The following is a 25,876-nucleotide window of genomic DNA, read 5'->3' as shown; positions in this document are numbered from 1 at the left end:
TCTTTACATTTGTATCTGCAAGGTTTTTAACCTTCAAGTTATTAAAAAATATTTAAAAGTATGCAAAACATTCCTAGTGTTGACTTGCGTGATTTCCTTTCGGACGACCCGAAACGTAAACAAAAATTTGTAAATGAAATCGGAAGTGCATTTGAAGATATTGGCTTCGTAGCACTCAAAGGGCATTTTTTAAACGACCAGTTGGTTGATGAATTGTATGGTGAAATCCGAAATTTTTTCGCTTTACCTTTAGAAACAAAACACGGGTATGAAATTCCTGGTATTGGCGGACAAAGAGGGTATATTTCTTTTGGAACAGAGCATGCGAAAGGCAGAAAAGAAGGCGATTTGAAGGAGTTTTGGCACTTTGGACAATACGTATCCGAAGGTTCAAAATATGCTTCTGAATATCCTGAAAATGTCGAAGTAAAAGAATTGCCTCGTTTTAATGTAGCCGGTAAGGAGGCCTATCAAATGCTGGAGAAAACCGGTGTTTACGTTTTAAGAGCTTTGGCAATTCACCTTGGTTTGGATGAATTTTATTTTGACCAATATGCCAAAGATGGAAATTCAATCTTACGACCTATTCACTACCCACCAATCACGTCTGAACCAGAAAATGCTATTCGTGCTGCTGCTCACGGTGATATCAACTTGATTACTTTGTTGATGGGTGCGCAAGGGAAAGGGTTACAAGTGCAAAATCATAACGGAGAATGGATTGATGCCATTGCAGAACCGGATGAATTAGTGATCAATGTGGGTGATATGTTATCGCGTCATACGAATAACAAATTGAAATCGACCATTCATCAGGTGGTAAACCCACCAAGAGAGTTATGGGGAACTTCACGGTATTCTATTCCGTTTTTTATGCATCCGGTGAGTGATATGAAATTGAATTGTTTGGAAAACTGTATTGATGCAGAACATCCAAAAAAATTCGAAGACATTACTTCGGGAGCCTATTTATACGAACGTTTAGTAGATTTAGGGCTTATTAAAAAATAAACTTAAATTTACTTCAGATACCAAAAGACATTAAGTGTATGCTTAATGTCTTTTGTTTTTTTTAATGGTGGAGACTTAAAGAAAACAGCATAATTTTAACCACATAGAAACATAGATAGAACAGAATAATACAAACCATTTTTGGATTTACATAGCAATGTTTTACTGTAAAAAAGTAAAACGCCTCATTCTATGAAATATGGCTATGATTCTATGTGGTAAAAAATAATTTAAATATAATATGGACTTACAAGACCAATTAAAAAACCTTTTTCCAGATCACGAACCATCGCCTGAAGAGCCGATTGAAGAAATGACACACGAATTATACGTTCAAAAAGAGCCTATGATTTGCAAATTCGAAAAGCGAAAAGGAAAAGCAACCACTATAATTGAGGGTTATGAAGGAACCGACGCCGATTTTAAAATTCTTGCTAAGGAAATTAAAACCAAATTGAGTGTTGGCGGTACTTTTAAAGATGATTCTATTATTATTCAGGGGGATTATCTCGATAAAATAATGATTATTTTAAAAGAAAAAGGCTTTAAAGTAAAACGTGTGGGAGGGTAATCCCCACCTAACCTCCCCAAAGGGGAGGAACCAAAACGAAATAAAAGAATACAATCTAAATCAGGAATCGGCTTCCTCTCCTTTGGAGAGGGCTAAGGAGAGCAAAAAATACTTTAATAATGATACAATCATCCGAATTAATATTAAATCCAGACGGTAGCGTATACCATTTGAATTTAAAACCAGAACATATTGCACACGATATCCTCTTTGTAGGAGATCAAAATCGCGTGGAGAAAATCACACAGTTTTTTGACAGTATTGAATTTTCGACACAAAAAAGAGAATTCAAAACCCAAACCGGGATTTTCAAAGGCAAACGAATTACTGTAATGTCCACAGGAATTGGTCCTGACAATATTGATATCGTTATCAACGAATTGGACGCTTTAGTCAATATTGATTTGGAAACCCGTCTACCAAAAGAAAATTTGACTTCATTGAATATCATCCGAATTGGAACTTCGGGTTCTTTACAAGCTGATATTCCTGTAGACAGTTTTGTGCTTTCTAAATTTGGATTAGGTTTGGATAATATGCTCCGCTCCTATTTGATTGACGAAGTTTCGAATCTTGAAATGGAAGATGCTTTTGTAAAACACACCAATTGGGATTTACGAAAAGGAAAACCATACGTAATCGCATGTTCCGAAAAATTGGAAAAAATAATCGAAAGCAACAAAATGCACAAAGGAATTACCGCAACTGCCGGTGGTTTTTACGGTCCTCAAGGTCGCGTGTTGCGTTTGAATATTCAAGATGAAGCATTAAATTCTAAAATGGATAATTTTAAATTCGGTGACAACCAAATCACGAACTTGGAGATGGAAACTGCAGCTATTTATGGACTATCGGCACTTTTAGGGCACAATGCATTGTCATTAAACGCCATCATTGCCAATCGTGCTTCGGGAACATTTAGCAAAGATCCATACAAAGCCGTTGATGAATTGATTGCGTATACATTAGAAAAAATTGCTTTAGGATAGAGAAATTAATTTTCAAAATCTTCTCCATTTGTAGTTTTAAAAAAGTGCTGTTTAATTTTTTTAAAACTACATTTGTTTTTAGAACAAAATGATAATGAAAATAATACTTACAGGTGCAACAGGAGTTTTGGGATCTCATATTATGTATGAAATTCTGGAGCTTTTCATCAACACTAAAATTGATGGAAAACTATTTATTATTGCCCGAAATAAAGGAAAAAACTCCGCTTTAGATAGAATAAACGAACTTTTATCCAGCAGCTATACACCACAAATCATAAAAGACAAAGGGATAGTAAAACTGCACGAATACATTGAAATCATTGATACTGATTTGGCTGTCATTCAGGACACTTTTTCAAACCAAATAAAAGATGCGTATTTCATTCATTCGGCTGGATTTGTGAATTTATCTACCGATGAAGAACAACGCGAAAAGATTTTTGAAGAGAATACTAAAATCACAAAATCCCTTTTCAATCTATTTCATCCTTTCATAAAAAAGTTTATCTACATCGGAACTGCTTTTTCATCTGGAAACCGAAAAGGATTAATTGACAATGATTTTCATAGTTTAGGATTCAAACCCGAGCATCGCAATGCCTATGAAAATGCTAAATTCCATTCGGAAAATTTTATAGCACAAGAATGTAAAAAAATTGGTTTGCCTTTTCAAATTCTGCGTCCAAGTGTGATTGGAGGCAAAATGTTAGGAACTGAAAATCCGTATTTTATTTCAAAATATATGGTTTTTTATCTTTTGGCAAAATTTTTTCATTTTACTTCCCAACGAAAAGGAGAACAAGAAAATGTGCGTTTTATCGTTAACGAAGACACCGTTTTGAACATTATTCCGGTGGATTATGTGGCAAAAGTGATTGTAAATACGTTTCAAAGAGACGATATTGAACAGCTTAATATTGTACATCATAAAAGTTTCAATATGGCAGATGGATTACAGTTAATCATGAGGGAAGTGGGCTATACCAATTTTACCTTAATACAAAATTCGTTTGACTTCAAATACAAAAACACCATCGAAAAACTGTATTATGAAAGCATTGGCAAACATTTAAATCCGTATTTTACTACAGCTGCCAACGAATACGATACCACTTTGTTGAACTCCATTCTGGAAATACCCAAACTAGATCAGGAAGCCTTCACCAATATGATTCGGTATGCAAAATTGAATAATTTTAAAGATATTAATGTGTGATTGCTTCATTCCTCGCAATGACATAATACCACTGCTACCAGACTAAATCGTTAACCATGAAATTTCTAATAAAACATGAATCTTATTTTAGAAACCGACCGATTAATTTTAAGAGAAATGCTATTTTCAGATGCCGACGCATTATTTGAAATGGACAGCAATCCTAAGGTACATCAATATCTTTGGAACAAACCATTGACGGATATTAGCGAAGTACATTCCTATATAGAACTTGTTAGAGCACAATACTTTCGAAATAATATTGGGCGATTTGTGGTTGTTTTGAAAAAAACCAATGAATTAATGGGTTGGGCCGGATTAAAATACAACACTGAAATGGTAAATAACAAAGTTCATTTCTATGATATTGGTTATCGGTTAAATGAAAAATTCTGGGGCAAAGGATACGCCAGCGAAGCCAGTTTTGCCTGGCTGGATTATGGTTTTAATGTAATGAAAATAAAAATTATGGAAGCAGCAGCACACACGGATAATATTGCCTCAAACAGAATATTAAAAAAAATTGGACTAAAAATGACGGAACAATATCTGGAAAATGGCGTTTCTTGGAATTGGTACGAATTAAAAAATCCTAACCTATAATGAACACAATAAAAATAGCCGGAGTTCCGGAACATTTTAATCTTCCTTGGCATTTAGCCATAGAAAGCGGAGATTTCGAAAAAGAAAATATCGATTTACAATGGACTGATGTTCCCGAAGGAACCGGAAAAATGTGTCAAATGCTCCGTGACGGCGAAACGGATATCGCCATAATCCTAACCGAAGGAATTGTAAAAGATATCCTTGCCGGAAACCCAAGTAAAATAGTGCAGCTGTATGTGGAAAGTCCCTTAATTTGGGGAATTCACGTAGCTGCAAACTCCAATTATAAGACAGTAGCAGACTTAGAAAACACCAAAGTTGCCATATCCAGGTTGGGTTCCGGTTCCCAATTAATGGCGTATGTCAATGCCGATAATCAGTCCCGACTGCATTCAGGATGGAAAACAGATACTCTTCAGTTTGAAATTGTAAATACTATCGATGGAGCCGTTGAAGCCTTGACAAACGAAACTGCAGATTATTTTATGTGGGAACGTTTCATGACCAAACCATTAGTTGACAAAGGTGTTTTTCGTAGAATTGCGGATTGTCCAACACCTTGGCCTTGTTTTGTAATTGCGGTTCGAGAAGAATTTTTGAAAAATAATCCAGTCCTTATTTCAAAAATTCTGGCAATCATTAATCAAACTACAGAAGATTTCAAAGATATTCCAAGTATTGACAAAACGTTGGCTTCAAATTACCATCAAAAAATAGAAGATATTCAAGAATGGCTGTCGTTAACACAGTGGTCACAAAAACCATTAACTATTGAAATGTTAAACAAAATTCAAAATCAGCTTTTTCAACTTAAAATTATCGAGAAAAAAGGTACTTTTGAAGACATTGTAAAAGCAGTCTAGATTATTGTTTTTATGCTACCATGATAAAAATAAAAAAAATCAATTTTCAAGGAATTAAACAAAAATTTCAGGTTGCAAAACCTTGGGACGACGTTATTATTTTTGTCCTGAACATATTGATTGCCATTCCGGTTTTTATCATCTTACATCAGAATTTAATCAACCCAAATTGGCCTCTTAATATTGATAGAGTCGTTCTGTTTATAGTAATGATAGTCGTTATTCAAGTGCTCTTGCGGTTCATGAGAACGATTATTCTTTTTTGTATTATCCTTTATTTTTTAATTTTAATTTATGGTTCTACTATAGGGAATTATGGGTTTAACAGCGTTTTTGAAGATTACAATTCTATCATGTATACCATGTCAGACAATCCATATCCGCAAGATATTATCATCGCTAAGCTACTTCCTTTCCCTAGTAAATCTAAGATTATTAATGCGATAGAATATCAAAATCCTAAAATTAGAAATTTTGCAATTATGGCAACGTCAAAACATTTTAAAGATATAAAAGGGTATTCCGATTACAGGACTATTATCCAGTGTTTTGCAGTTTTCAAAGAAATTAATAATCGATGGAACTACGTCAGCGATCCTAAAGGAGGAGATTATATAGCAACAGCCACGGAGTCCTTACTTTATTTTTCGGGTGATTGCGATGACCATTCGATATTAATGGCAGCCAGCATCAAAGCTATTGGCGGTACACCGCGATTGATTCATACCAAAGGGCATATTTATCCGGAAATTTTGATTGGTTCAGTTACTGATTTAGAAAAAGTAAATTTTCTAATTAAAAATATCCTTTTTGTAAATGAAAGCAAAGAAAAAAAACTCTTTTATCATGTTGATGAACGCGGCCAAATCTGGATGAATTTAGATTATACGGCCAGATATCCCGGAGGTCCTTTTTTATCAGAAGAAATTTTAGGAGCTTTGACCTTGAATTAATTAAAAGCTTTTTTTAGTACTAATACTTCTCATTTGATAAAAATTAATGAATCTTAAAGAAAAACCAATTGCAGTATTTTCTAATTTTTTTGATACTTTTTGAGAGTTATTTTCCGCTCTAAATACAGAAGTATCCCGTTGTTACGTCATTTTATTCATTAATTTTTTCTATCTTAACCCAACTGAAAATATTATTTTAATTAAAGTGTGCTATGGAAAATTCAAAACTCAAAGCCTTTATTCCTTTATTTTACCTTGCTTGGTCAGACGATCTTTTAACTCAAAAAGAGTTTGTTACTTTGCAAGAGTTCATACGCTCACAACAATGGATTTCCAGAAAAGAGCAGGAATATCTACTTTCAAAAGTAACGGTTTCAGCACCTCCTTCAAGAATAGAACTTGCGGAGTGGAAATTTGAAATAGATACTGCTATTGATCAGAATCCTCTGCTGAAATCTATATTTGATGTTTCAATGGTACTTGCAGAAAAAAATTCTGTTATCAAAGATCTTGCGACTGATTTTATGAAACTGGAAAACGATTTGGGAATTTTAGGTGAAGAAGCCGTTTCAAATTTAAAAAAAACGGCAAAAACCGTTACTTCAAATTATCATACGAGCAACACATTCGACATAGAAAAACTAACTCAGATTCTGGATGGCAAACAGTCTGCTATTATTAAAAAAGTGAAAACGGTCATCAGTCGACCAGATTTTGCCTATGAAACTTCAACTGATATAGCGGTATATCGTGAAAAAGTGTACGATTGGTGCACAATTCTTGCAAAAGAAAATCTGGGGAATATGGCGTATCCTAAGCAATACGGCGGCGGTGAAAATAGTGCCGATTATTTTGCTATAATGGAAACATTAAGCTACCATGATTTGAGCCTGGTTATTAAATTTGGAGTGCAATTCGGGCTTTGGGGAATGAGCATACAATCACTAGGTACCGAAAAACATTACAGCAAATACTTAAAAGATATTGGTTCGCTAAAGTTGCCCGGCTGTTTTGCTATGACCGAAACCAATCACGGTTCAAATGTAAAAGGATTAGAAACAACTGCTACTTATAACCACGACAACCAAACGTTTATCATTAATACACCACATGAAAAGGCGCAGAAAGAATACATTGGCAATGCGGCAGTACACGGTCAAATGGCTACGGTATTTGCTAAATTGATTATTGATGAAATGGATTACGGCGTAAATGCCTTTATTGTTCCAATACGGGATACTAATAGTACAATCCTGAAAGGCATTACTATTAGTGATTGCGGACATAAAATGGGACTTAATGGCGTTGATAACGGTACCATTCGTTTTGAAAATGTCGTTATTCCAAAAGAAAACATGTTGGATCGATTTGCTTCGGTAAATGATGAAGGAAAATTTGAAAGTCCAATTCCAAGTGACAATCGCCGTTTTTTTACGATGTTAGGCACTTTAGTTGGCGGCCGAATTGGGATTCCGAGATCTGCTTTGGCGGCAGCCAAATCCGGATTAACAATAGCAATACAATATAGCGACTCACGCAGGCAATTTGGACCCGAAGGCGGTTCAGAAGTTCCAATCTTAAATTACAGAATACATCAACGCAGGCTACTGCCTTTGCTGGCAAAAACGTATGCTATTCATTTTGCGTTGCAATACGTGACAAATAGATACCTAGAACGAACAGAAACTGAAATGCCAGAAATTGAAGCCTTGGCTGCCGGAATGAAAGCGTATTCAACCTGGAGTACTACTGCTATTTTGCAGGAATGCCGTGAAGCCTGCGGTGGCAAAGGATACCTATCAGAAAACAGGATCGATGCCTTGAAAAATGATACCGAAATCTACACAACCTTTGAAGGGGATAATACGGTATTAATGCAATTAGTTGCTAAAAACAGGTTGTCGGAATTCCGCAAGACATTTGGAGAAATGGATGCTATGGGTATAATAAATTACGTTTTTGAGACTGCTAAAACTGCTATTGCTAAAAAAAATCCTATTATAACCCGAAAAACAGATGAGGATCATTTATTAGAGGATGCCTTTCATCTGGATGCCTTTCAATATAGGGAAAAAACGATATTGGCATCGGCAGCAAAACGATTAAAAAAACTGATTGATGGCGGACTTGAACCTTATGATGCCTTTAATGTGGTACAGCACCACATGATTGATGTGGCTCAGGCATATCTGGAGCGAATTGTTCTGGAGCAGTTTCAAAAAGCCGTACAAGCTATTGAAGATCAGAAAAACAAGGAAATAGTGACAAAATTATGCCAGTTGTATGCGCTTTCACAAATGGAGAAAAATAAAGGCTGGTATCTTGAAGATGGCTACATGGAGGGGATAAAAACAAAAGCCATACGCAAGATGGTCAATCAGCTTTGCTGGGAAATAAGGCCGGATGCTGTCTCATTAGTAAAAGCATTTGACATTCCGGATAGTTGCCTTGCAGCACCAATTGCATTATAAAGAACTAAAAACATTTTATTTCATAGGCAAAAATGATTTTTCTTGTAAAACACCCTAACATAGGAGAAATTAAGAAGAATTATGCATTTGCTCAATGAAATTTAATCTCTTAATGGTAAAATTCTATTTTTAAAATCTAAAACGAAATCGCCAAAGAAGTCGTCAAAAACACATTACTATCTATTGGATTGTGGTTTTTCAAAAAGATATCGTCTTTACTGTTCAAAGTTCTGGCTTCTATTCTAAACATCATATTGTCTGCTGCCAAATAATCAAAATTAGCCGAAAAACCATACGTTTTAAATCCGTTTTCTGTTTCTGTAGCAATAATAACCCCTTTTTCATCCTGATAATATTCCGCTCTTGCAGCCAATTGAATTTTAGGGGTTGGCTTGTATTGCGCCATCAAAACAGGTGAAATCCAAATGTCATATTGGCCATTTTTTGTTGCGGTTTGTTGCGCACCAATATCAAAACCAGCAATCAGACTTGTCGTTTTAGATACTTTAAATTGCCCGTAAAAATTATTAAAATAACGCCATTTTCTGTCGGTATCCGGTTGTTCGTTCCCTATATAAGTACTCCAGTTCAATGCCATTTTAGCATTTGGTTTATACGTAATTTGTGTTCCAAAAGCCGGAGTCTGGTTCCCGTCAATTTTCTGAATGCGTTGCCAGCCGTTTAGATACAGTGCCGCCAAATACCATTTTTCACTTTTAGAGGTATACCCAATTTTTACTCCCGTTTCATAATACGGAGAATTATCGGCCAAAATACTTCGTGTCACAGTCATGCAATCTTTCCCAATGGCACTTTCAAAACCAATATGAGAGGGCATAATTCCTGCATCAACCCACAGATTGTGGCCTTTCGAAATTTTTAGCCCAACATTCGCCTCATATACGTTTTTCAACAAATCTGGTTCTGAGGCTAAATTATATTGGGCATATGTTCCGGCCATTAAAGCAAAATTAGCACGAATATTATCTTTGGAATAATTCAATTTCAAAAGACCTAAATTCAAATTGACTTCATTGTGCTTATTATGACTGTAAAAAAATCCCGGACGCACATGATGGTCTGGATTCCCAAAATCAAAACTGTAATACGTTTCTAAATATCCTGAGAACGTCAATGGACTTTTACAGGTTTCTTGAGCATTAATTGTTGTAGATCCTAAAGCTATTAAAGCAGTAACTATTATTTTTTTCATTGTTTTAGTCATTGTGAGGAACGAAGCAATCTCATCCTCATTATTTATTTTAAGAGCTAATCCCGCTATCATTCCAATCTTTTATCTCGTTAAAAAAAACGAGACAAAAGGATTTTCCCTTCTATCGGGGCTAGGCCTTTTGGGGTAAAAAAGCTTTTTATTTTCCTGAAAGGATTCTAAAAACCTTGTAGGTATTAATTTTTTTCCGTTCCAATTTGTCATTTTGATGAGGGAGGGAACATTATTTCAACGCATCCAAAGCTACATTCAATTCCAGAACATTAACTGTTGAAGTACCCATTATTGTTGGCTTATTAATTTTAGTTTCTACCAGAGCTTTTACTTTTGATAACTTTCTTTCTTTGGCCACTCGTTGCACCAGAATTAAAGCTCCTTCCGGGGAAATATTCGGGTCCAATCCACTTCCCGAAGCCGTAACCATATCGGCAGGAATTGCTCCTTTTTTCAAATACGGATGAACGATCAAAAACGTATCAATTCTCTTTTGTATCAAAACCAGATATTCCGCATTACTGGGTCCTTTGTTACTTCCAGCGCTTCCTGCCACGTTATAATCCACCGCCGAAGGTCTACCCCAAAAGTAATTGGATTTATCGAATTTTTGTCCAATATTTTGATAGCCTACTACTTTTCCGTTTACTAAAATAATTTCTCTTTTTCCTTTGTTTGAGGCCAATTGAGCAATTCCAAAAATCGCCATTGGATAAATAACCGCTAATAAAACGACCATAAATAAGGTCAATTTTAATATTGAAAATATATTTTTCATTTTTTTGTAGAGACGTTGCATTGCAACGTCTCATTGTATTTTTACATAAATAAAGCCACTGCCATATCGATCAATTTAATTCCGATAAAAGGAACAATCAATCCACCTGAACCGTAAATCAACAGGTTTCTTTTTAGGATGGAACTCGCGCCAATCGGCTTATAATCAATTCCTTTTAATGCCAGTGGAATCAATATCGGAATTGTAATCGGATTAAATATTACCGCTGCTAAAATAGCACTTTCCGGGCTATGCAAACGCATGATATTCAAACCTTCCAGTGCGGGAATCGCCGTAATGAAAAGCGCTGGGACAATAGCAAAATATTTGGCAACATCATTCGCAATCGAGAAAGTAGTAAGCGTCCCTCAGGTCATCAACAATTGTTTACCAATTTCAATAATTTCAATTAACTTGGTTGGATCATTGTCTAGATCAACCATGTTTCCGACTTCTTTGGTAGCTTGTGTTCCGCTGTTCATCGCAACACATACATCGGCTTGTGCTAAAGCAGGTGCATCATTCGTACCGTCGCCCATCATGGCCACGAGTTTCCCGTTTTGTTGCTCGTTTTTGATTTAGTTCATCTTATCCTTAGGCTTGGCTTCGTCAATAAAATCATCAACACCAGCAGCTTCTGCAATAAATTTGGCGGTAAGCGGATTATCTCCGGTAACCATCACGGTTTTCACCCCCATTTTACGCAAACGCTAAAAACGTACTTTCATTCCCGTTTTAATAATATCCTGCAATTCGATAACCCCTTGCACTTGGTTGTTTTTGACCACCACCAACGGCGTTCCTCCTTTAGATGAAATAGCAATCACTCGTTGCGCCGTATCCTCAGGAAAAACGTTCCCTGCCTGAAGCGCAATGTTTTTTTGCCCGCACAATGTTTCCGCTAAGGATTGCGGTTTTTGTGATTTCGGCAAATCGTTCTGCCTGTTTGTAAATAGTATTTACTTGATTTTTCATTAGAATGAATTTTATGTTCTTCATCGCTTATGCCAAAAGGTGTTCCAAGAAATCACAATCACAACTAATGTCAAGTAAGCAAACAACTTACGGCTTACGTACCAAAAAAGGGCATAAAAAAAGCCTATCAAAATGATAGACTTTTCTCAAAAAAATAGGGTTTCATTAGGTAAAAAAAAAGGCGTATACGATTTTATAAACCTTGCAGGAGTGACTGACCTGAGGTTTTAAAAATCGTGTAGGTCTATACTTTACATGAAACATATATTTTTTGCTTCTTGTGAATACTTGTTTAGCCTATAAAATTATCGGCTATGAAACTAAAAATGATTTGAGATAAATGATATAAACTATTTTTTTTTAGAAAAAAAACTCCAAAATCAAATTATTTTGAAGGTTTGCAAATTATGGTGGTCCATACGAAACTGTTTACGAACCATTTCATGCAGGATATAAAGAAGTTGTCTCTAAAAGATTGTGAATGATTTTAAATATCAGTCTTTATTTATACAACCGATCCTTTCTTAACAAATTAATCTTCAGGTCTACATATTGCAGCCGAAGGTTGTTTTTTAGCACTTCATATTCTGCAGAAATAAATTGATTTTTTACTGATGAATATAAAATAGCTTCCACTTTTCCACTTTCAAATTTGGCTTGGGTAGTGGCCAGAGACGCCTTCGCATAAGACTGTTTTTGGTTCAATTTATCTTGAAACTCCGTATAATTTCTTTTGTTTTGATTTTCTAATTCTATTTGATTGTGCAACCGTTGTTTTGTCTGTTCTATAACCAACTTTGATTTTTCACTACCTAGTTTTGAAGCACTAATTTTTTTAGTATTCCTAAATCCGTTGAAAACCGGAATTGTCAATAGCATCGCAATCTGATGACTTTTATTAGCTTGTAGTTGCGTAAAAAAAGGGTCCGCGATTGTGTTTCCCTGGTTTAAAGTTTTGTAATAAAAAGAGGAAAACCCATAATAGGCTGATAACACTGGTAAATTGAGTGCGCGTTCTACGGTAATTGATTTCAAACTATTTTCGTATTGGAGTTCCGCAAGCTTTATTTTAGGATTATAGAATCCTTGCTCTAAAACTTCAGTGGCTCTTTCGTTAAAATAAGACTCTAACACAACTGCATCCGAAAGAACCGCATCGCTAACATTCATCAATTGGAACAATTCCATTTTTTTAATAGCATACAATTGTTCGGTTGCTAAATTTCGGTTTTCTTCCTCAGAAAAACTCAATTGCATATCATACAAATCGCTTTGTGGCTTGCTGCCAATTGCCACTTCTTTTGTTACTCTGTCCAAATTAAAAGTGGCTTGTACGAATTGCTCTTTTTGAATTTTTAATAACTCCTGAGTGTAAAGTGCCTGATAATAACTTTCTAAAAGTTGCAACTTATATTCATTTTCTACAACTTCTTTCTCGGCTTTAGCTTGCTCAATATTGATTTTATCTTTTTGAGCATTTGCAAATGCGCCAAAATCAATCAGATTTGCTCTGGCATTGAGATAGAAATTATCACTTTGAAAATTAGAACTTACCCTTGCATTAGTGGCTGGGTCAATGGTGGAACCAAAAATGTAGCCTTGTTGTCCATTTAAATCGATCGTTGGCAACATTCGATTTAAAACCGAATTTTGTGATCGTTCTGTTCTTTTTATTTCTAGCTGCCTAATTTTTATTTCGATAGTATTCTGCAAACCCGTTTCCATGCATTTTGTTAGCGACCAAGAATTTTCTTGACCGCTGGCAAAAGCACTAAAAATTAAAAATAAAAGTGTTATCACTGTTTCTTTATTCATATTTTAAATATTTTAAAACATCTGTTTTTGTTGCTTGATAGGCTCTTGACAAAACAATGATTAATGTTAAAACCAATAGTATAATAAAACCAAAAAGGAATGGAAACAAGGTCATTTCAATTTTAAAAGCAAAATTCTCTAACCACATATTCAACAAATAAAAAGTAGGAAACAAAGCAATTAAAAAACCAATAATGCAATACAAAATATATTGTTTAGACAATTCTTTCAGTAGCACATTCGTTTCTGCACCAAGGGTTTTACGGATGGCTATTTCTTTCATTCTACTTTGTATCGAATACGAAGCCAAAGCAAACAAACCAAAAAGAGCAATGCCAATCACCACAAAATTTAGCAATGAAAATAGGTTCTTTTGTTTTACATAAGATTCATATGTTCTTGCATATTGTTTGTCTACAAAATCATATTTAAATGGGTAGTCAGTATCAACCGTTGCCCATAATTTGTCAATATCAGCAATCGTATTTTCAATATTATCCGATTTTAGTTTTACGAAAACCTTATTGATGTTTTGAGCAATATCTACGGTTTTAAGATGAAAGAAATACATTCCTGACACCTCTACTTCAGGACTTAATAAATTAAAATCTTTAACAACTCCTATGATTTTTAACTTTCGTTCTTTAACAATAAGTTCTTTTCCTATTGGCTCTTTCATACCCATTAGTTTTTGGGCTGTTTCATTAATTAGTACAGAAGTAATGGTGTCTGTAGCGTATTTTTTATCAAGTCCCCTACCTTTTATGACTTTAATTTTCATCATTTCAAGCAAATCGTAATCTACCGCAATTGTTCGTCCTTTAAAAAGCTCTTCTTTATACAATACTCCACCTAATGAATCGTCTGAACCATCGAATGAAACCAGACCTGTAGAAGATTGTTCAACTCCTTTTATTTTAGCCAATTCTTGTTTAATAGTACTGTATTTGTTGTAAATATTTTGTCCAACCTTTTTCACTTCATAATCGGAATTAGGAAAATTCAAATTAATTTCAATCACTTGATCTCCTTTAAAACCTAAATCTTTATTGGTTAGATAATCGATTTGCTGATACACAATATAAGAACCAACAATAAAGAAAGTAGCCACCATAAACTGGAAAATCAACATTCCGTTACGCAACCAGGTTCCGTTTTTACTTCTTCCAAAATTGCCTTTCAGAACTTTTAAAGTTTCAAAATTAGCAACATAAACGGCTGGAAGTATTCCTGCCACCAAAACTGTAATACTGAAAATCAGAATTAATTGCAGATAAAACTGACTGCCAATTATTCGTAAACTCTTATTTAAAAAATTGTTGTAATACGGCAAAGTCAACTCAACAATAACCAATGCTAGTAAAATCGAAAACAAACTTATTAGAGCAGTTTCAAAAATAAATTGAATAACAATAGTACTTTTTGAAGCACCCACAACTTTACGAACACCAATTTCTTTAGCACGTTTAACTGCATTAGCTGTAGCCAAATTGATATAATTTACAATCGAAAGAATGAGTATTAAAACAGATAACCCGACCATAATCAACAAAAACTGATAATTCCCTCTGCCTTCAGGATATCCATCTGCAATAGAATGTAATCTCGCTTCTGAAAGTGGCTCTATAACTACATTAAAATAACCTATTTTCTTAGCCATTTCCTCGGGAGTAAACCCCTCCAGCTTAGCTATTCTTTCAATGAAATCGCCATTATACATTCTTTCCAAGCTCTTTCGAGTATTCTCAATTTTAGACGGATCTTTAACTTTTAAAAGTAATTTAAGGACAAAAGGAGATGTCGTATTCCCACTCATCCATTCTTTCATTTTATTCATCACGACATCTGGAGCAATTGAGGAATTCCCTGAAATATGATACACAGCGCGTACCACAAACATTTGATCCAAACATGTTATTTGTTTTCCAATTGGATTTTCGTTACCAAAAACTCGTTTAGCAATAACATCTGAAATAGCAGCACTTGAATCATCTTTTAATGCCGAAACAGCATCTCCCTTAATAATTTCAAATGGAAATAGCGAAAAGAAATCAGCTTCAACATTGATAATTTTATCAACTATTTCTTTCTTGCCTTTGTAGATAATTTTATCCTTTTGATACCAACTGTCAGCATAAACGATCTTTTCTACATTAGCATCTTTATCTAAAATAGGTTTTAGGAATAAAGCACAATCTGAAAAAATGGGCATTCCTGTTAACTCTACTAAAACCTGATGCACATTGTCTTTTTCGGGATTCCAGGCGTCATAACTTTGTTCGTCGTTCCAATATAGTAAAGCGAAAATTAAGCCTGCAATTCCTATTGCTAGTCCGAAAACATTCAAAGCCGAAAAAAGCTTCTCGTTTTTGAGATGGTATAAAAATATTCGTGTCCAATTTTTTAGCATGGTTATTCGTATTTTAAGTAATGTAAAACATTAACTCGGGTTGCGGTATACGCTTTTAAAAGCACAATTATCAATGTTAAAACTAATAGTATGAGGAATCCAAAAATAAATGGAAATACAGTGATGTCAATCCTAAAGGCAAAATTTTCGAGCCATTTGTTCAACAAATAATACACTGGAAACAAAGCGATTAAAAACCCGATTGCGCAATATAAAATATACTGTTTTGATAATTCTTTAAGCAAAGTATTGGTTTCTGCACCCAAAGTTTTTCTGATAGCAATTTCTTTCATCCGACTTTGTATCGAATAAGAAGCCAAAGCAAACAGCCCGAAAAGGGCAATACCAATTACCACAATATTTAACAATGAAAAAAGATTCTTTTGTTTTACATAGGTTTCATAAGTTCTGGCGTACTCCTTATCAACAAAATCATATTTGAATGGGTATTCAGTATTGACTTTAGAAGTCCATAATTTCTCGATATCGGCTATGCTATTTTCCATATCATCAGCTTTTAGTTTTACATACACTCGACGAATGGCTGAGTAAGACATATTGAAGGAAGTAGCATGAAAAATTGTCATTGGCGGAACTTGGTCTTCTGGACTAAATAGATTGAAATCTTTTACGACTCCAACTATTTTTAATTTTTTTCCAAGCAATTCAATTTCTTTTCCCAACGGATTTTTCTCCTTTATCATTTTGAGAGCTGTTTCATTTATGATAACTGAATTAATTGTGTCGCTAGCAAATTTTTCGTCAAGACCTCTGCCCTTTATCACTTTAATTTTCATCATGTCAAGCATACCAAAATCAACAGCCATATTTTGTCCTTGAAAGTTTACCTCTTTATATGCAACGTTTGAAGACATTGCGCCATCACCAAACTTAACAATACCTGTCGAAGCCTGTTCAACTCCTTTTATCTTAGATAATTCCCGTTTAATAGTAGTATATCTATTGAATATATTTTGCAATAAAGGCGCTTCCTGATAATAGTCTGAAGCAGGGGGAGTAAAAGTTATAGACATTACTTGATCTCCCTTAAATCCAAGATCTTTATTGCTTAAATAGTTGACTTGCTGATAGACAATATGAGATCCAATAATAAAAAATGTCGCAATAGAAAATTGTAAAACCAGCATACCGTTGCGCAACCAAACGCCACTTTTACTTCTTCCGAAATTCCCTTTCAATACTTTTAAGGTTTCAAAATTGGAAATATAAACCGCTGGAAATATCCCTGCAACCAAAATGGTAATCATAAAAATTGCAAGTAATTGCAAATAAAATTCATTGCCGTTTATTATTAGTTCTTTTTCCAAAAATTCATTGTAATAAGGCAACCCTAACTCTACAATTACCAATGCCAATAAAATAGAAAACGAACTGATAAGGATTGTTTCAAAAATGAATTGACTAATAATATTGCCTCTTGATGCACCAACTACTTTACGCACACCCACTTCTTTGGCTCGCTTTATGGCATTGGCCGTAGCCATATTGACATAATTGACAATGGATAAAATGAGAATTAAAACAGATAAACCAACCATTATAAGTAGAAACTGATAGTTACCTCTCCCCTCTGGATAGCCATCAACAACGGAGTGCAATCTGGCGGTTGAGAGCGGTTCCAAAATAATTTTAATACGGCCATCTCTTTTAATTACATCATCAGGTGTAATTCCTTGTTCTTTCGCATTGTTTAGCGTTAATTCATTATAATATATTTGTTCAATCTTCTTTTTGATATCCTCTGCGTTAGAATAGGCTTTTAGTTTTAGAAAGACTTTAAAATTAAAAATATCTCGTTGGATATTATTTGAATCTAAATTCCTTCCTATCCTGTCAATCAATATCTCTGGAACAATGGACGAATTTCCAGGAATACGATAAACTGCGCGAACAACAAACATTCCGTAAAAAACTTTTAGTTGTTTACCGATAGGGTTTTCGTTACCAAAAACTCTTTTCGCAACATCTTCCGAAATGGCAATACTCGTTTCATCTTTCAATGCTGAAATAGCGTCTCCTTTAATAATTTTAAAAGGAAAAAACGAAAAGAAATTACTTTGAACATTGATGATTTTGTTGATTTCTTCACTCTTTCCGTTATAAAAAATCCGGTCATTTACATAATCCCCTTTCATATATAAGATAGTTTCAATTTCAGGATCTTTTTCTAACAAAGATTTTAATATCGGAGGTTGATTTGCAGATACGGTTCCATCAGGCATTTCAATCAATACCTGAAATACATTATCTTTTTCTGGATTCCAAGCGTTATAACTTTGTTCATCATTCCAATAAAGCAATGCAAAAATCAATCCTGCAATTCCAATCGCTAAGCCGAAAACATTCAAAGCCGAAAAAAGCTTGTTTTTTTTGAGATGGTATAAAAATATATTTATCCAATTTTTTAGCATGATTGGTAGAATTTATTGTTTGATTAACACATCTACATTACGACTATTTGTTTTTTCTGAAAGTATCATTCCATCTTTCATCAAAATTGTTTTTTGGGAAAAAGACGCATCGTACTCAGAATGTGTAACCATCAGGATCGTTGCTCCGTTGGAATGTAGATCAGTGAGCAATTCCATAACTTCATTTCCATTTTTGCTATCTAGATTTCCTGTAGGTTCATCGGCAAGGATGATTTTCGGATCGTTAATTAAAGCTCTTGCCACGGCCACACGTTGTTGTTGTCCTCCGGAAAGCTGTTGTGGATAATGTTTTAATCGGTGTGAAATCCCTAATTTATCGGCAATTGCTTCTACTTTTTTCTTTCTTTCAGAAGAAGGAACTTTGTTATAAATCAATGGCAATTCGATATTATCATAAACCGATAATTCGTCTATCAAATTGAAATTCTGAAAAATAAAACCAATATTTTCTTTTCTGGCTTTCGATTTTCCTTTTTCTTTCAATCCAATCATTTCCTGATTTAACAATTGATAACTTCCACTGGAAGCGCTGTCGAGCAATCCTACAATATTTAATAAAGTGGATTTTCCACTTCCCGAAGGCCCCATGATGGACACAAAATCACCTTGATTTATGGTTATAGAAACTTCACTTAATGCTTTCGTTTCTAATTCCTCGGTTCTAAATACTCTTGAAAGATTTTTAATTTGAATCATACTATTGTTCGTTTTTTGATTGATGCTATTTTTATGTTTCCTACTATTTCTTATTCTAAATTTAATATTTCCGCCCGTTTATAATCTTTGTACGATGACGTGATTACTTTTTCGCCAGCTTTCAATCCGCCAAGAACTTCATAATATAATGGATTTTCTTTCCCAAGTTTGATTGCTCTTCGTTCTCCTTTGCTGCCGTTGACAACAAAAATCCATTTCCCATTGGTTTCTTCATAAAAACTTCCTTTGGAAAGCACTACTGTTTTTGTTTTTTCTGACAAATTTAATTTAACCCCAAAACTCAATCCCTGTTGTAAATTCAAACTTTCTGAGGAAGTGAAATTCAATTCGACCACAAATCGTCCACTTTTTATTTCGGGAATGACTTTCGTAATCTGAACACGGATTGGTTTTCCATTAAAATCGACTGTTCCTTTTTGGCCATCAGTGATTTTGTTCAAATAAAACTCATCCACATCGGCAAGCAATTTATAGCCTTTCATTACATCAATTGTCCCAATACTTAGTCCCTGAATGTATGTTTTCCCCAGGATCGGTTCAAAAGAAGAAAGTCTTCCTGAAAGCGGGGCTGAGATTAAAAAATGCTGCTTGTTTGTTCTCAAAATCCCCAAACTTTTATCCATGAAAGCGATAGATTGATTCAGTTGTCCAATTTGGATTTGATTCGCCCGTTTCTCTTTGGTAACACTTTCCTTAATGATTTTCATTCTTTCTTTCTGGAAACGTAAATTTTCTACTGTTTTTTCCCATTCATTTTTAGAAAGGATTTCTTGCTCAAATAATTTCTTATTTAAATCGTATAAATTTTTAGAATCCAAATAATCGTGCTCTATTGCAATTAAATCTTTGGCCAAATTCAACTCCTGGTTTCTTAAATCGAGTTTTGATTTGTTCAAATTATTGATTTGTTCGATAATGGCAGTTTCTTGTTGCATATAATTCAACTCGGTGTTGGGATTGTAAAGTCGGGCCAAAGCTTGTCCTTTTTTAACCATCGCCCCATTTTCAACATAAATTTCCTGAACAGCGCCACCTTCGGTAATATTAATCAAAATAGAATTCAATGGCGTTACTTTTGCCTGGAACACGATAAAATCTTCAAAAAAATTATTTTCGACTGTTTTAATAGTAATTTCTGCTCTTTTGACATTCAGGCTCCTTTTTTTAGTCACTGAAGAATAAACCAAAAAACCAAAAACCAAAAAAAGTGGCAATGCGATGAATAGATACTTATTTTTATTATTTTTACGAGGAAGGATGGTGTCCATTGTTGTTATTTTCAGGTGTATAAAGCAATTTCGTGCCAAAATTTTAAACCTTGCAATCACCTCATTTTTAAATATTTTACTTTTAATACAAATTTCACGTGTTCAGTATTGAACACTTTTTGTCCAAAAATGAACAGTTAATGAAAAAGACAAACGCAAGCATTTTAGTGATTGACGATCAGGAAGACATCCTTTTTGCGGCTAAGATGCTGCTTAAAAAACATTTTGAGAACATTTATACACTCACTAATCCAAAAAATGTGGTTGAATTATTGTCAAAAAGCACCATCGATGTGGTTTTACTCGACATGAATTACAGAATAGGTTTCGAGGACGGTAGAGAAGGTTTGTATCTGTTAAAGGAAATAAAAACGCTTTCGCCAAAAACCATTGTTATTTTAATGACCGCTTTTGGTAAAGTAGAAACGGCTGTTGAAGGATTAAAATCAGGGGCTTTTGATTATATTTTAAAGCCTTGGGACAACGAAAAATTGCTTAATCTTGTAAGACAAGCTGTTAGTAAATCACGCAAAGAACAAAAGAAACTAATCGATGTTGCTACTACTGACGATTTCTTTATTGGTAATTCAGAGGCTATAAAAAAGGCTTATTTACTGGCTGATAAAGTCGCAATAACAGAAGCCAATGTTTTAATCCTCGGAGAAAATGGTACCGGTAAATTTGTTTTGGCACATCACATCTATCTGCAGTCCGAAAGAAAAAATAATGCTTTTATTCCCGTTGATTTAGGTTCCTTGAATGCCAATATTTTTGAAAGCGAATTATTCGGTTATGCTAAAGGGGCTTTTACCGATGCCAAAACAGATACTCCGGGACGTTTTGAATTGGCTGAAAATGGAACTATTTTTTTAGATGAAATTGGAAATGTACCACTGCATCTGCAGGCTAAACTCTTGCAGGTTATCCAAACCAAAACAATAACCCGATTGGGCGAATCCAAAGCCAGACCTTTGAATGTTCGCATTATTACCGCCACCAACTTGAATTTGAAGCAAGAAGTCGCAGACAAAAATTTCAGAGAGGATTTATATTATCGCATTAACACTATGGAAATTGTTTTGCCTCCATTACGGGAACGCAACGAAGATAAAATCCCTTTGGCTCACTATCTCTTGCAAAAAATGATGGCTAAGTACGGACGAGATGAAATCGCTTTTGATGAAAAATCATTGGAACAAATCGAAAAACATGCTTGGAACGGAAACATCCGGGAAATGGAAAACAGAATAGAACGCGCCGTGATTCTTTGCGAGAACAATCATATTACCGTTTCCGACTTAGATTTAGAACAAATAACAACTTACGAGGATAATCCAGACGATATTCAGCTGTCGGCTATCGAAAAAGCAGCCGTCGAAAAGATGCTATTGAAAAACAACAACAATATCAGTAAAACGGCGGAGGAATTGGGATTGTCAAGAGGTGCTTTATACCGAAGAATTGAAAAATATAACATCAGCACCAACTAATATGTTTACATCCTGGAAAATATACCATCTCCTTTTTATAAGATTGCTACTTATTCTTTTGACTACCGGAATTTCCTTCTTTCTTTTTCAAAAAGGATTGGTTTTCACGGCCGTATTTGGTGTCCTTATCATTTTTATACTGCTCGTTGAAATGTATTTTTATGTAAAACAAGCCTTTTTACTTTTCGACAGAACGATTACTTCTATTTTGCAAAATGATTTCACCTCTGATTTTTCAAAGCATAAATCGTATAAAAATTATTCCAACGTATTCAAATTGTATGAAAATCTAAAAAACAAACAAAACGAAGAAGTTTCAAAAGACATTATTTACCGTTCTATTTTGAACAATATTGAAACTGGAATTATTATCCTGCAAAAACAGGAAACCGATTGGAATATATTTTTGATGAATGATTATTTTTCCAAACATTTTAACGTTCCAAAAGTTTCCAAATGGAAATATCTGAAAAATCAGTTGCCTTCTTTGTGTGAAGTTATCGAGGAGCAAGATTTTCAGGAAATTAAAACGTCATTAGAGATCCGTGTGAATCAACAAGACAGACAAACATTTGTGCTGCAGACTTCGAGGAGTGAAATTTACAATCAGGATTATTTTATCGTTTTGCTGGATTCGATTCAAAATGTAATCGAGAAAAAAGAAAAAGAGGCTTGGGTCAATCTGATGAAAGTTATTTCTCATGAATTGTTGAATTCGATTACTCCCATTCGGTCACTTTCTCAGAATCTACAGGATTTAGTTCAGCAGGAAACCATTTCAACGGAAGACTTGGACGATATGAAAAGTAGTGTTGCTACGATGTTAAGGCGGAGCGACCATCTACAGCAATTTGTTGAAAGTTACCGCAAACTGGCCATGCTGCCATCTCCCAAAAAAGAAAAAACAGAATTGTTGAAAATGGTTGAAAACAGTTTCCAAATTATGGCTCCAATTTTCAAAATAAAACAAATAGAAGTCATAAACACGATTGCTTTCGACCACAGGCTAAATGTTGACATTCAACAAATGGAACATGTATTGATTAATCTTTTGACGAATTGTATTTACGCCCTGGCAGATACAGAAAAAAAGCGGATTATTATTTCGGCAGAAGTTAAAGAAAAGCGAATTTTTATTAAGATTACCGATAACGGAAAAGGCATTGAAAAAGAAATAGAAAGCAAAATATTCTTACCTTTTTTTACCACTCGTAACGAAGGAGCCGGAATAGGTTTGACTTTATCTAAAAGTATAGTCGAAGCGCACGGAGGGTATCTGGCATATCAAAATGAAGGTGAAGAAACAGCTTTTGTAATTTGTCTGGTTGATAATTAAATTTCTGTTTTGGATTAATCCTGAAGGAGAGAAAAATTAGTTATAATAATTATATACTAATCTTTTCCGTCTTCATTTTTACTCATAAAACTAAGAGCAATATAACCCAGTACAAAGAAAATCGCCAATATAAAAATTGAATTCCTAATCGAGTTTGTAATTGAAGCTACAAAACCAAAAATAAATGTACCAAGCACTATGGCAATTTTTTCAGTAACATCAAAAAAACTAAAATAGGTAGCATGATCTTCCGTTTCAGGCAATAACTTGGAATAGGTTGAACGTGATAAGGATTGAATAGCCCCCAAAACCATTCCTATCATTCCTCCAAGCGCATAAATTTGGATATCAATATATGTACTTTTAGCATCTAAGAAGTAGACCGTAAACCAAATAAACGCCCAAATTGCTACAGTAAGTTTTAGTGTTTTTATATTTCCAATTTTCTCTGATATTCTTGAAAATAAATAAGCGCCGAAAATAGCAATTACATTTATTAATAAAATTATAATAATCAATTTACTCGTACTAATTCCTAGTTCTTTTTTAAAGAAAATACCAGCCAATAATATCATTGTTTGTACCCCTATGCTGTAAAGAAAAAAAGCGGTTAAGAATTGTTTTAATTTTGTTAGTTTCTTTATACTTTTTGAAACAACTTTAAGCGCTATTAATCCTTTAAAAATATAATCTTTTTCGGGTTTTTTATGAAATACATTATTAGGCAAATAATAAAAAGTTACTTGGGCAAAACCAATCCACCAAATACCAACAGATAAAAACGAAATCCTCGCCGGTAAAGAAGAATCTGTTATCCCATACCATTGAGGCATCATAACCATCGTCAAATTAAACGCCAATAAAATTACAGAACCAAAATAACCATACATAAATCCTTTTGCACTTACTCGATCATGTTGTTCTGGAAAAGCAATTTCTGGCAAATAAGAATTATAAAAAACAATACTTCCCCAAAAGCCAACACTGGCTAAAATGGTACCTAAAATTCCAATCCACAATGTGTCCTGTCCCTTAAAAAAGAATAAACTCATGACTGATAACGAACCCAAGTAACAAAAAAACTGCATAAATCGTTTTTTGTTACCCGTATAATCAGCAATTCCAGACAATATTGGTGATAAGAGAGCAACTACCAAAAATGAGAATGATAAAGAGTAAGATAGCAAAGTTGAATTAATGAATTCTGTTCCAAAAAAATGAACAATCCCATCGTTTCCGCTTGTTACCGTTTCATAATAAATGGGGAAAACAGCTGTCGAAATTACTAAACTATAAACGGAGTTAGCCCAATCATAAAAAGCCCAAGCGTTAATAAGCTTTTTATCTCCTTTTTGTAATCCTTTCATATTTCATTTATTTATGCTACGAATTTATTTATTTTTTGTTTAACATTAGACAAAACGGGATGAAATCGTACATTAATAATCCGTTATCATAAGCACGCCGTTAGGATAAACAAAAAAAAGCTTTTCTGAAAAAGAAAAGCTTTTGTATAAAATTAGATTTACTAATTAATATGATTTTTATCTGTATATAATTCCAACTTTTACAGCTGTTGCTTTAGCTTCAGGAATTAATGCTTTCAAATTCGCAATTCGGGTAGCATCAGAGGGGTGTGTACTCATGAATTCTGGCGGTGCTTGCCCAGCGGATTGCGCTGACATTCTTTGCCAAAAAACAACTGATTCCTCTGGATTGTATCCTGCAATAGCCATTAAAGTAAGTCCTATTTTATCGGCCTCCGTTTCATGACCTCTACTAAAAGGTAACATTCCTCCATATTGTGTGGTTACTCCGTAAGCCTGTTGCCAAATTTGTTGATTCTCAGCACTTTTTCCTCCCGTTGCAACAGCAACTCCTACAGCACCTAATTGTTGCAATTGAGCAGCACTCATACGTTGAGCTCCATGATTGGCTAATGCATGCGAAACCTCATGTCCCATTACGGTAGCTAAACCCGCATCATCTTTAGTTATAGGCAGTATTCCGGTATACACTACAATTTTTCCTCCTGGCATACACCAGGCATTCACATCTTTATTGTCAATTAATTTATATTCCCAACGGTAATCCTTCAAATATTGTGATTGATCTAAATATATTAAATATTTTTCTGCAGCAGCTTTAATTCGAAGACCAACTGTTTCCACTTTTTTTGCATCAGCAGTTCCAGTAATTACTTTGTTTTCACTTAAAAAAGTACCATATTGCTGAAATGAGGTTGGAAACAACTCACTATTGGGAACAAAATTTAAGTTTTTTTTTCCTGTAAGCGGATTAGTTGCACAAGAAGATAAAATACCTAGAGCAAAAACCCCTACTATTAAATGCTTTTTCATGATTTTATTATTTTTAGATGTCATACAAAAATACAATTATTAATATTTTAAAACATTGAATTATTACTTGTATTTATAAAAACAAAATAGATCGATAATTGAATAAGAGACAATTAATGGATATTCCGGGGCAAACTGAACACCCTATTCCGGTTTAAACTGTGCATGTGATTCCGGAGCAAAGTGAATTAACGCATATGTCTTAAAAAAAATCGAAATAGGAAGAAGTAGAATATCCAAACAATAATTTGATTGAAGGTAAGCCGCTTTTATTTCATCTATTAATATTTTATGACAGGATTCATTTCAAATCCTCACGCTCTAAAATGAGACTTAAAATACAGATTTACGATAATTGCAAAGAAC

Annotated in this window: 19 protein-coding genes and 1 pseudogene; 10 read left to right on the top strand and 10 right to left on the bottom strand. The window is 34.2% G+C overall.

Annotation, left to right across the window (positions count from 1 at the left end; translation table 11 throughout):
* Positions 1 to 60: 60 nt before the first annotated feature.
* From EKM01_RS05195 to EKM01_RS05160, 8 genes are all read left to right on the top strand, one after another.
* Positions 61 to 1,011 (top strand): isopenicillin N synthase family oxygenase, encoded by a 951-nt coding sequence (locus EKM01_RS05195; RefSeq protein WP_126459743.1) that lies wholly within the window; start codon positions 61 to 63, stop codon positions 1,009 to 1,011.
* Between the two features lie 241 nt (positions 1,012 to 1,252).
* Positions 1,253 to 1,582: a translation initiation factor gene (locus tag EKM01_RS05190; RefSeq protein ID WP_126767227.1), complete on the top strand. Its 330-nt coding sequence runs from the start codon at positions 1,253 to 1,255 to the stop codon at positions 1,580 to 1,582.
* 119 nt (positions 1,583 to 1,701) lie between these two features.
* Positions 1,702 to 2,571 (top strand): nucleoside phosphorylase, encoded by an 870-nt coding sequence (locus EKM01_RS05185; protein ID WP_126767224.1) that lies wholly within the window; start codon positions 1,702 to 1,704, stop codon positions 2,569 to 2,571.
* Between the two features lie 94 nt (positions 2,572 to 2,665).
* On the top strand, positions 2,666 to 3,790 hold the full coding sequence (locus EKM01_RS05180; RefSeq protein WP_126767221.1) for an SDR family oxidoreductase: 1,125 nt from the start codon (positions 2,666 to 2,668) through the stop codon (positions 3,788 to 3,790).
* Positions 3,791 to 3,865: 75 nt separating this feature from the next.
* Positions 3,866 to 4,393 carry a GNAT family N-acetyltransferase gene (locus tag EKM01_RS05175; protein WP_126459750.1) on the top strand — a complete coding sequence of 176 codons (528 nt, stop codon included), beginning with the start codon at positions 3,866 to 3,868 and terminating at the stop codon, positions 4,391 to 4,393.
* On the top strand, positions 4,393 to 5,259 hold the full coding sequence (locus tag EKM01_RS05170) for a substrate-binding domain-containing protein (RefSeq protein ID WP_126767219.1): 867 nt from the start codon (positions 4,393 to 4,395) through the stop codon (positions 5,257 to 5,259). Before EKM01_RS05175 ends, EKM01_RS05170 begins: the two co-directional genes overlap by 1 nt.
* 20 nt (positions 5,260 to 5,279) lie before the next feature.
* Positions 5,280 to 6,212 (top strand): transglutaminase, encoded by a 933-nt coding sequence (locus EKM01_RS05165; protein WP_126451587.1) that lies wholly within the window; start codon positions 5,280 to 5,282, stop codon positions 6,210 to 6,212.
* 212 nt (positions 6,213 to 6,424) lie between these two features.
* Complete coding sequence (locus tag EKM01_RS05160) at positions 6,425 to 8,683, top strand: acyl-CoA dehydrogenase (protein ID WP_126767216.1); 2,259 nt, start codon at positions 6,425 to 6,427, stop codon at positions 8,681 to 8,683.
* A gap of 136 nt (positions 8,684 to 8,819) precedes the next feature.
* On the opposite strand, the gene EKM01_RS05155 is transcribed toward EKM01_RS05160, so the two are convergent.
* The 8 genes and pseudogenes from EKM01_RS05155 to EKM01_RS05120 all read right to left on the bottom strand — a co-directional run bounded on the left by EKM01_RS05155 (position 8,820) and on the right by EKM01_RS05120 (position 20,324).
* A complete protein-coding gene (locus EKM01_RS05155) occupies positions 8,820 to 9,896 on the bottom strand; it encodes a porin (RefSeq protein WP_126767213.1) in 1,077 nt (358 codons plus the stop codon).
* Between the two features lie 241 nt (positions 9,897 to 10,137).
* On the bottom strand, positions 10,138 to 10,686 hold the full coding sequence (locus tag EKM01_RS05150; protein ID WP_126767211.1) for a K(+)-transporting ATPase subunit C: 549 nt from the start codon (positions 10,684 to 10,686) through the stop codon (positions 10,138 to 10,140).
* A 41-nt stretch (positions 10,687 to 10,727) separates the two neighbouring features.
* Positions 10,728 to 11,567: pseudogene (locus EKM01_RS05145) on the bottom strand (HAD-IC family P-type ATPase); the annotation flags it as partial.
* Positions 11,568 to 12,162: 595 nt separating this feature from the next.
* Complete coding sequence (locus EKM01_RS05140) at positions 12,163 to 13,476, bottom strand: TolC family protein (protein ID WP_126767208.1); 1,314 nt, start codon at positions 13,474 to 13,476, stop codon at positions 12,163 to 12,165.
* Positions 13,469 to 15,886: an ABC transporter permease gene (locus EKM01_RS05135; protein WP_126767205.1), complete on the bottom strand. Its 2,418-nt coding sequence runs from the start codon at positions 15,884 to 15,886 to the stop codon at positions 13,469 to 13,471. Before EKM01_RS05135 ends, EKM01_RS05140 begins: the two co-directional genes overlap by 8 nt.
* 2 nt (positions 15,887 to 15,888) lie before the next feature.
* Positions 15,889 to 18,318, bottom strand: a complete 2,430-nt coding sequence (locus EKM01_RS05130) for an ABC transporter permease (RefSeq protein ID WP_126767202.1) — start codon at positions 18,316 to 18,318, stop codon at positions 15,889 to 15,891.
* Between the two features lie 12 nt (positions 18,319 to 18,330).
* Positions 18,331 to 19,035, bottom strand: a complete 705-nt coding sequence (locus EKM01_RS05125) for an ABC transporter ATP-binding protein (RefSeq protein WP_126767200.1) — start codon at positions 19,033 to 19,035, stop codon at positions 18,331 to 18,333.
* A gap of 50 nt (positions 19,036 to 19,085) precedes the next feature.
* The gene (locus tag EKM01_RS05120) at positions 19,086 to 20,324 is read right to left on the bottom strand and encodes an efflux RND transporter periplasmic adaptor subunit (RefSeq protein WP_126553213.1); all 1,239 of its coding nucleotides are present in this window, start codon (positions 20,322 to 20,324) and stop codon (positions 19,086 to 19,088) included.
* Between the two features lie 140 nt (positions 20,325 to 20,464).
* On the opposite strand from EKM01_RS05120, the gene EKM01_RS05115 reads away from it, so the two are divergent.
* The gene (locus EKM01_RS05115; protein ID WP_126561598.1) at positions 20,465 to 21,814 is read left to right on the top strand and encodes a sigma-54 dependent transcriptional regulator; all 1,350 of its coding nucleotides are present in this window, start codon (positions 20,465 to 20,467) and stop codon (positions 21,812 to 21,814) included.
* A complete protein-coding gene (locus tag EKM01_RS05110) occupies positions 21,786 to 23,150 on the top strand; it encodes a HAMP domain-containing sensor histidine kinase (RefSeq protein WP_317125375.1) in 1,365 nt (454 codons plus the stop codon). The genes EKM01_RS05115 and EKM01_RS05110 overlap by 29 nt, the downstream gene beginning before the upstream one ends.
* 56 nt (positions 23,151 to 23,206) lie before the next feature.
* Here EKM01_RS05110 and EKM01_RS05105 read toward each other — a convergent pair whose 3' ends face one another.
* Complete coding sequence (locus EKM01_RS05105) at positions 23,207 to 24,517, bottom strand: MFS transporter (protein ID WP_126561599.1); 1,311 nt, start codon at positions 24,515 to 24,517, stop codon at positions 23,207 to 23,209.
* A gap of 177 nt (positions 24,518 to 24,694) precedes the next feature.
* Complete coding sequence (locus EKM01_RS05100; protein WP_126459772.1) at positions 24,695 to 25,510, bottom strand: M48 family metallopeptidase; 816 nt, start codon at positions 25,508 to 25,510, stop codon at positions 24,695 to 24,697.
* Positions 25,511 to 25,876 lie beyond the last annotated feature (366 nt).

The organism is Flavobacterium sp. RSP46 (genome assembly GCF_003984825.1).
GTDB lineage: Bacteria > Bacteroidota > Bacteroidia > Flavobacteriales > Flavobacteriaceae > Flavobacterium.
This window is presented reverse-complemented; position numbering and strand designations above follow the sequence as displayed.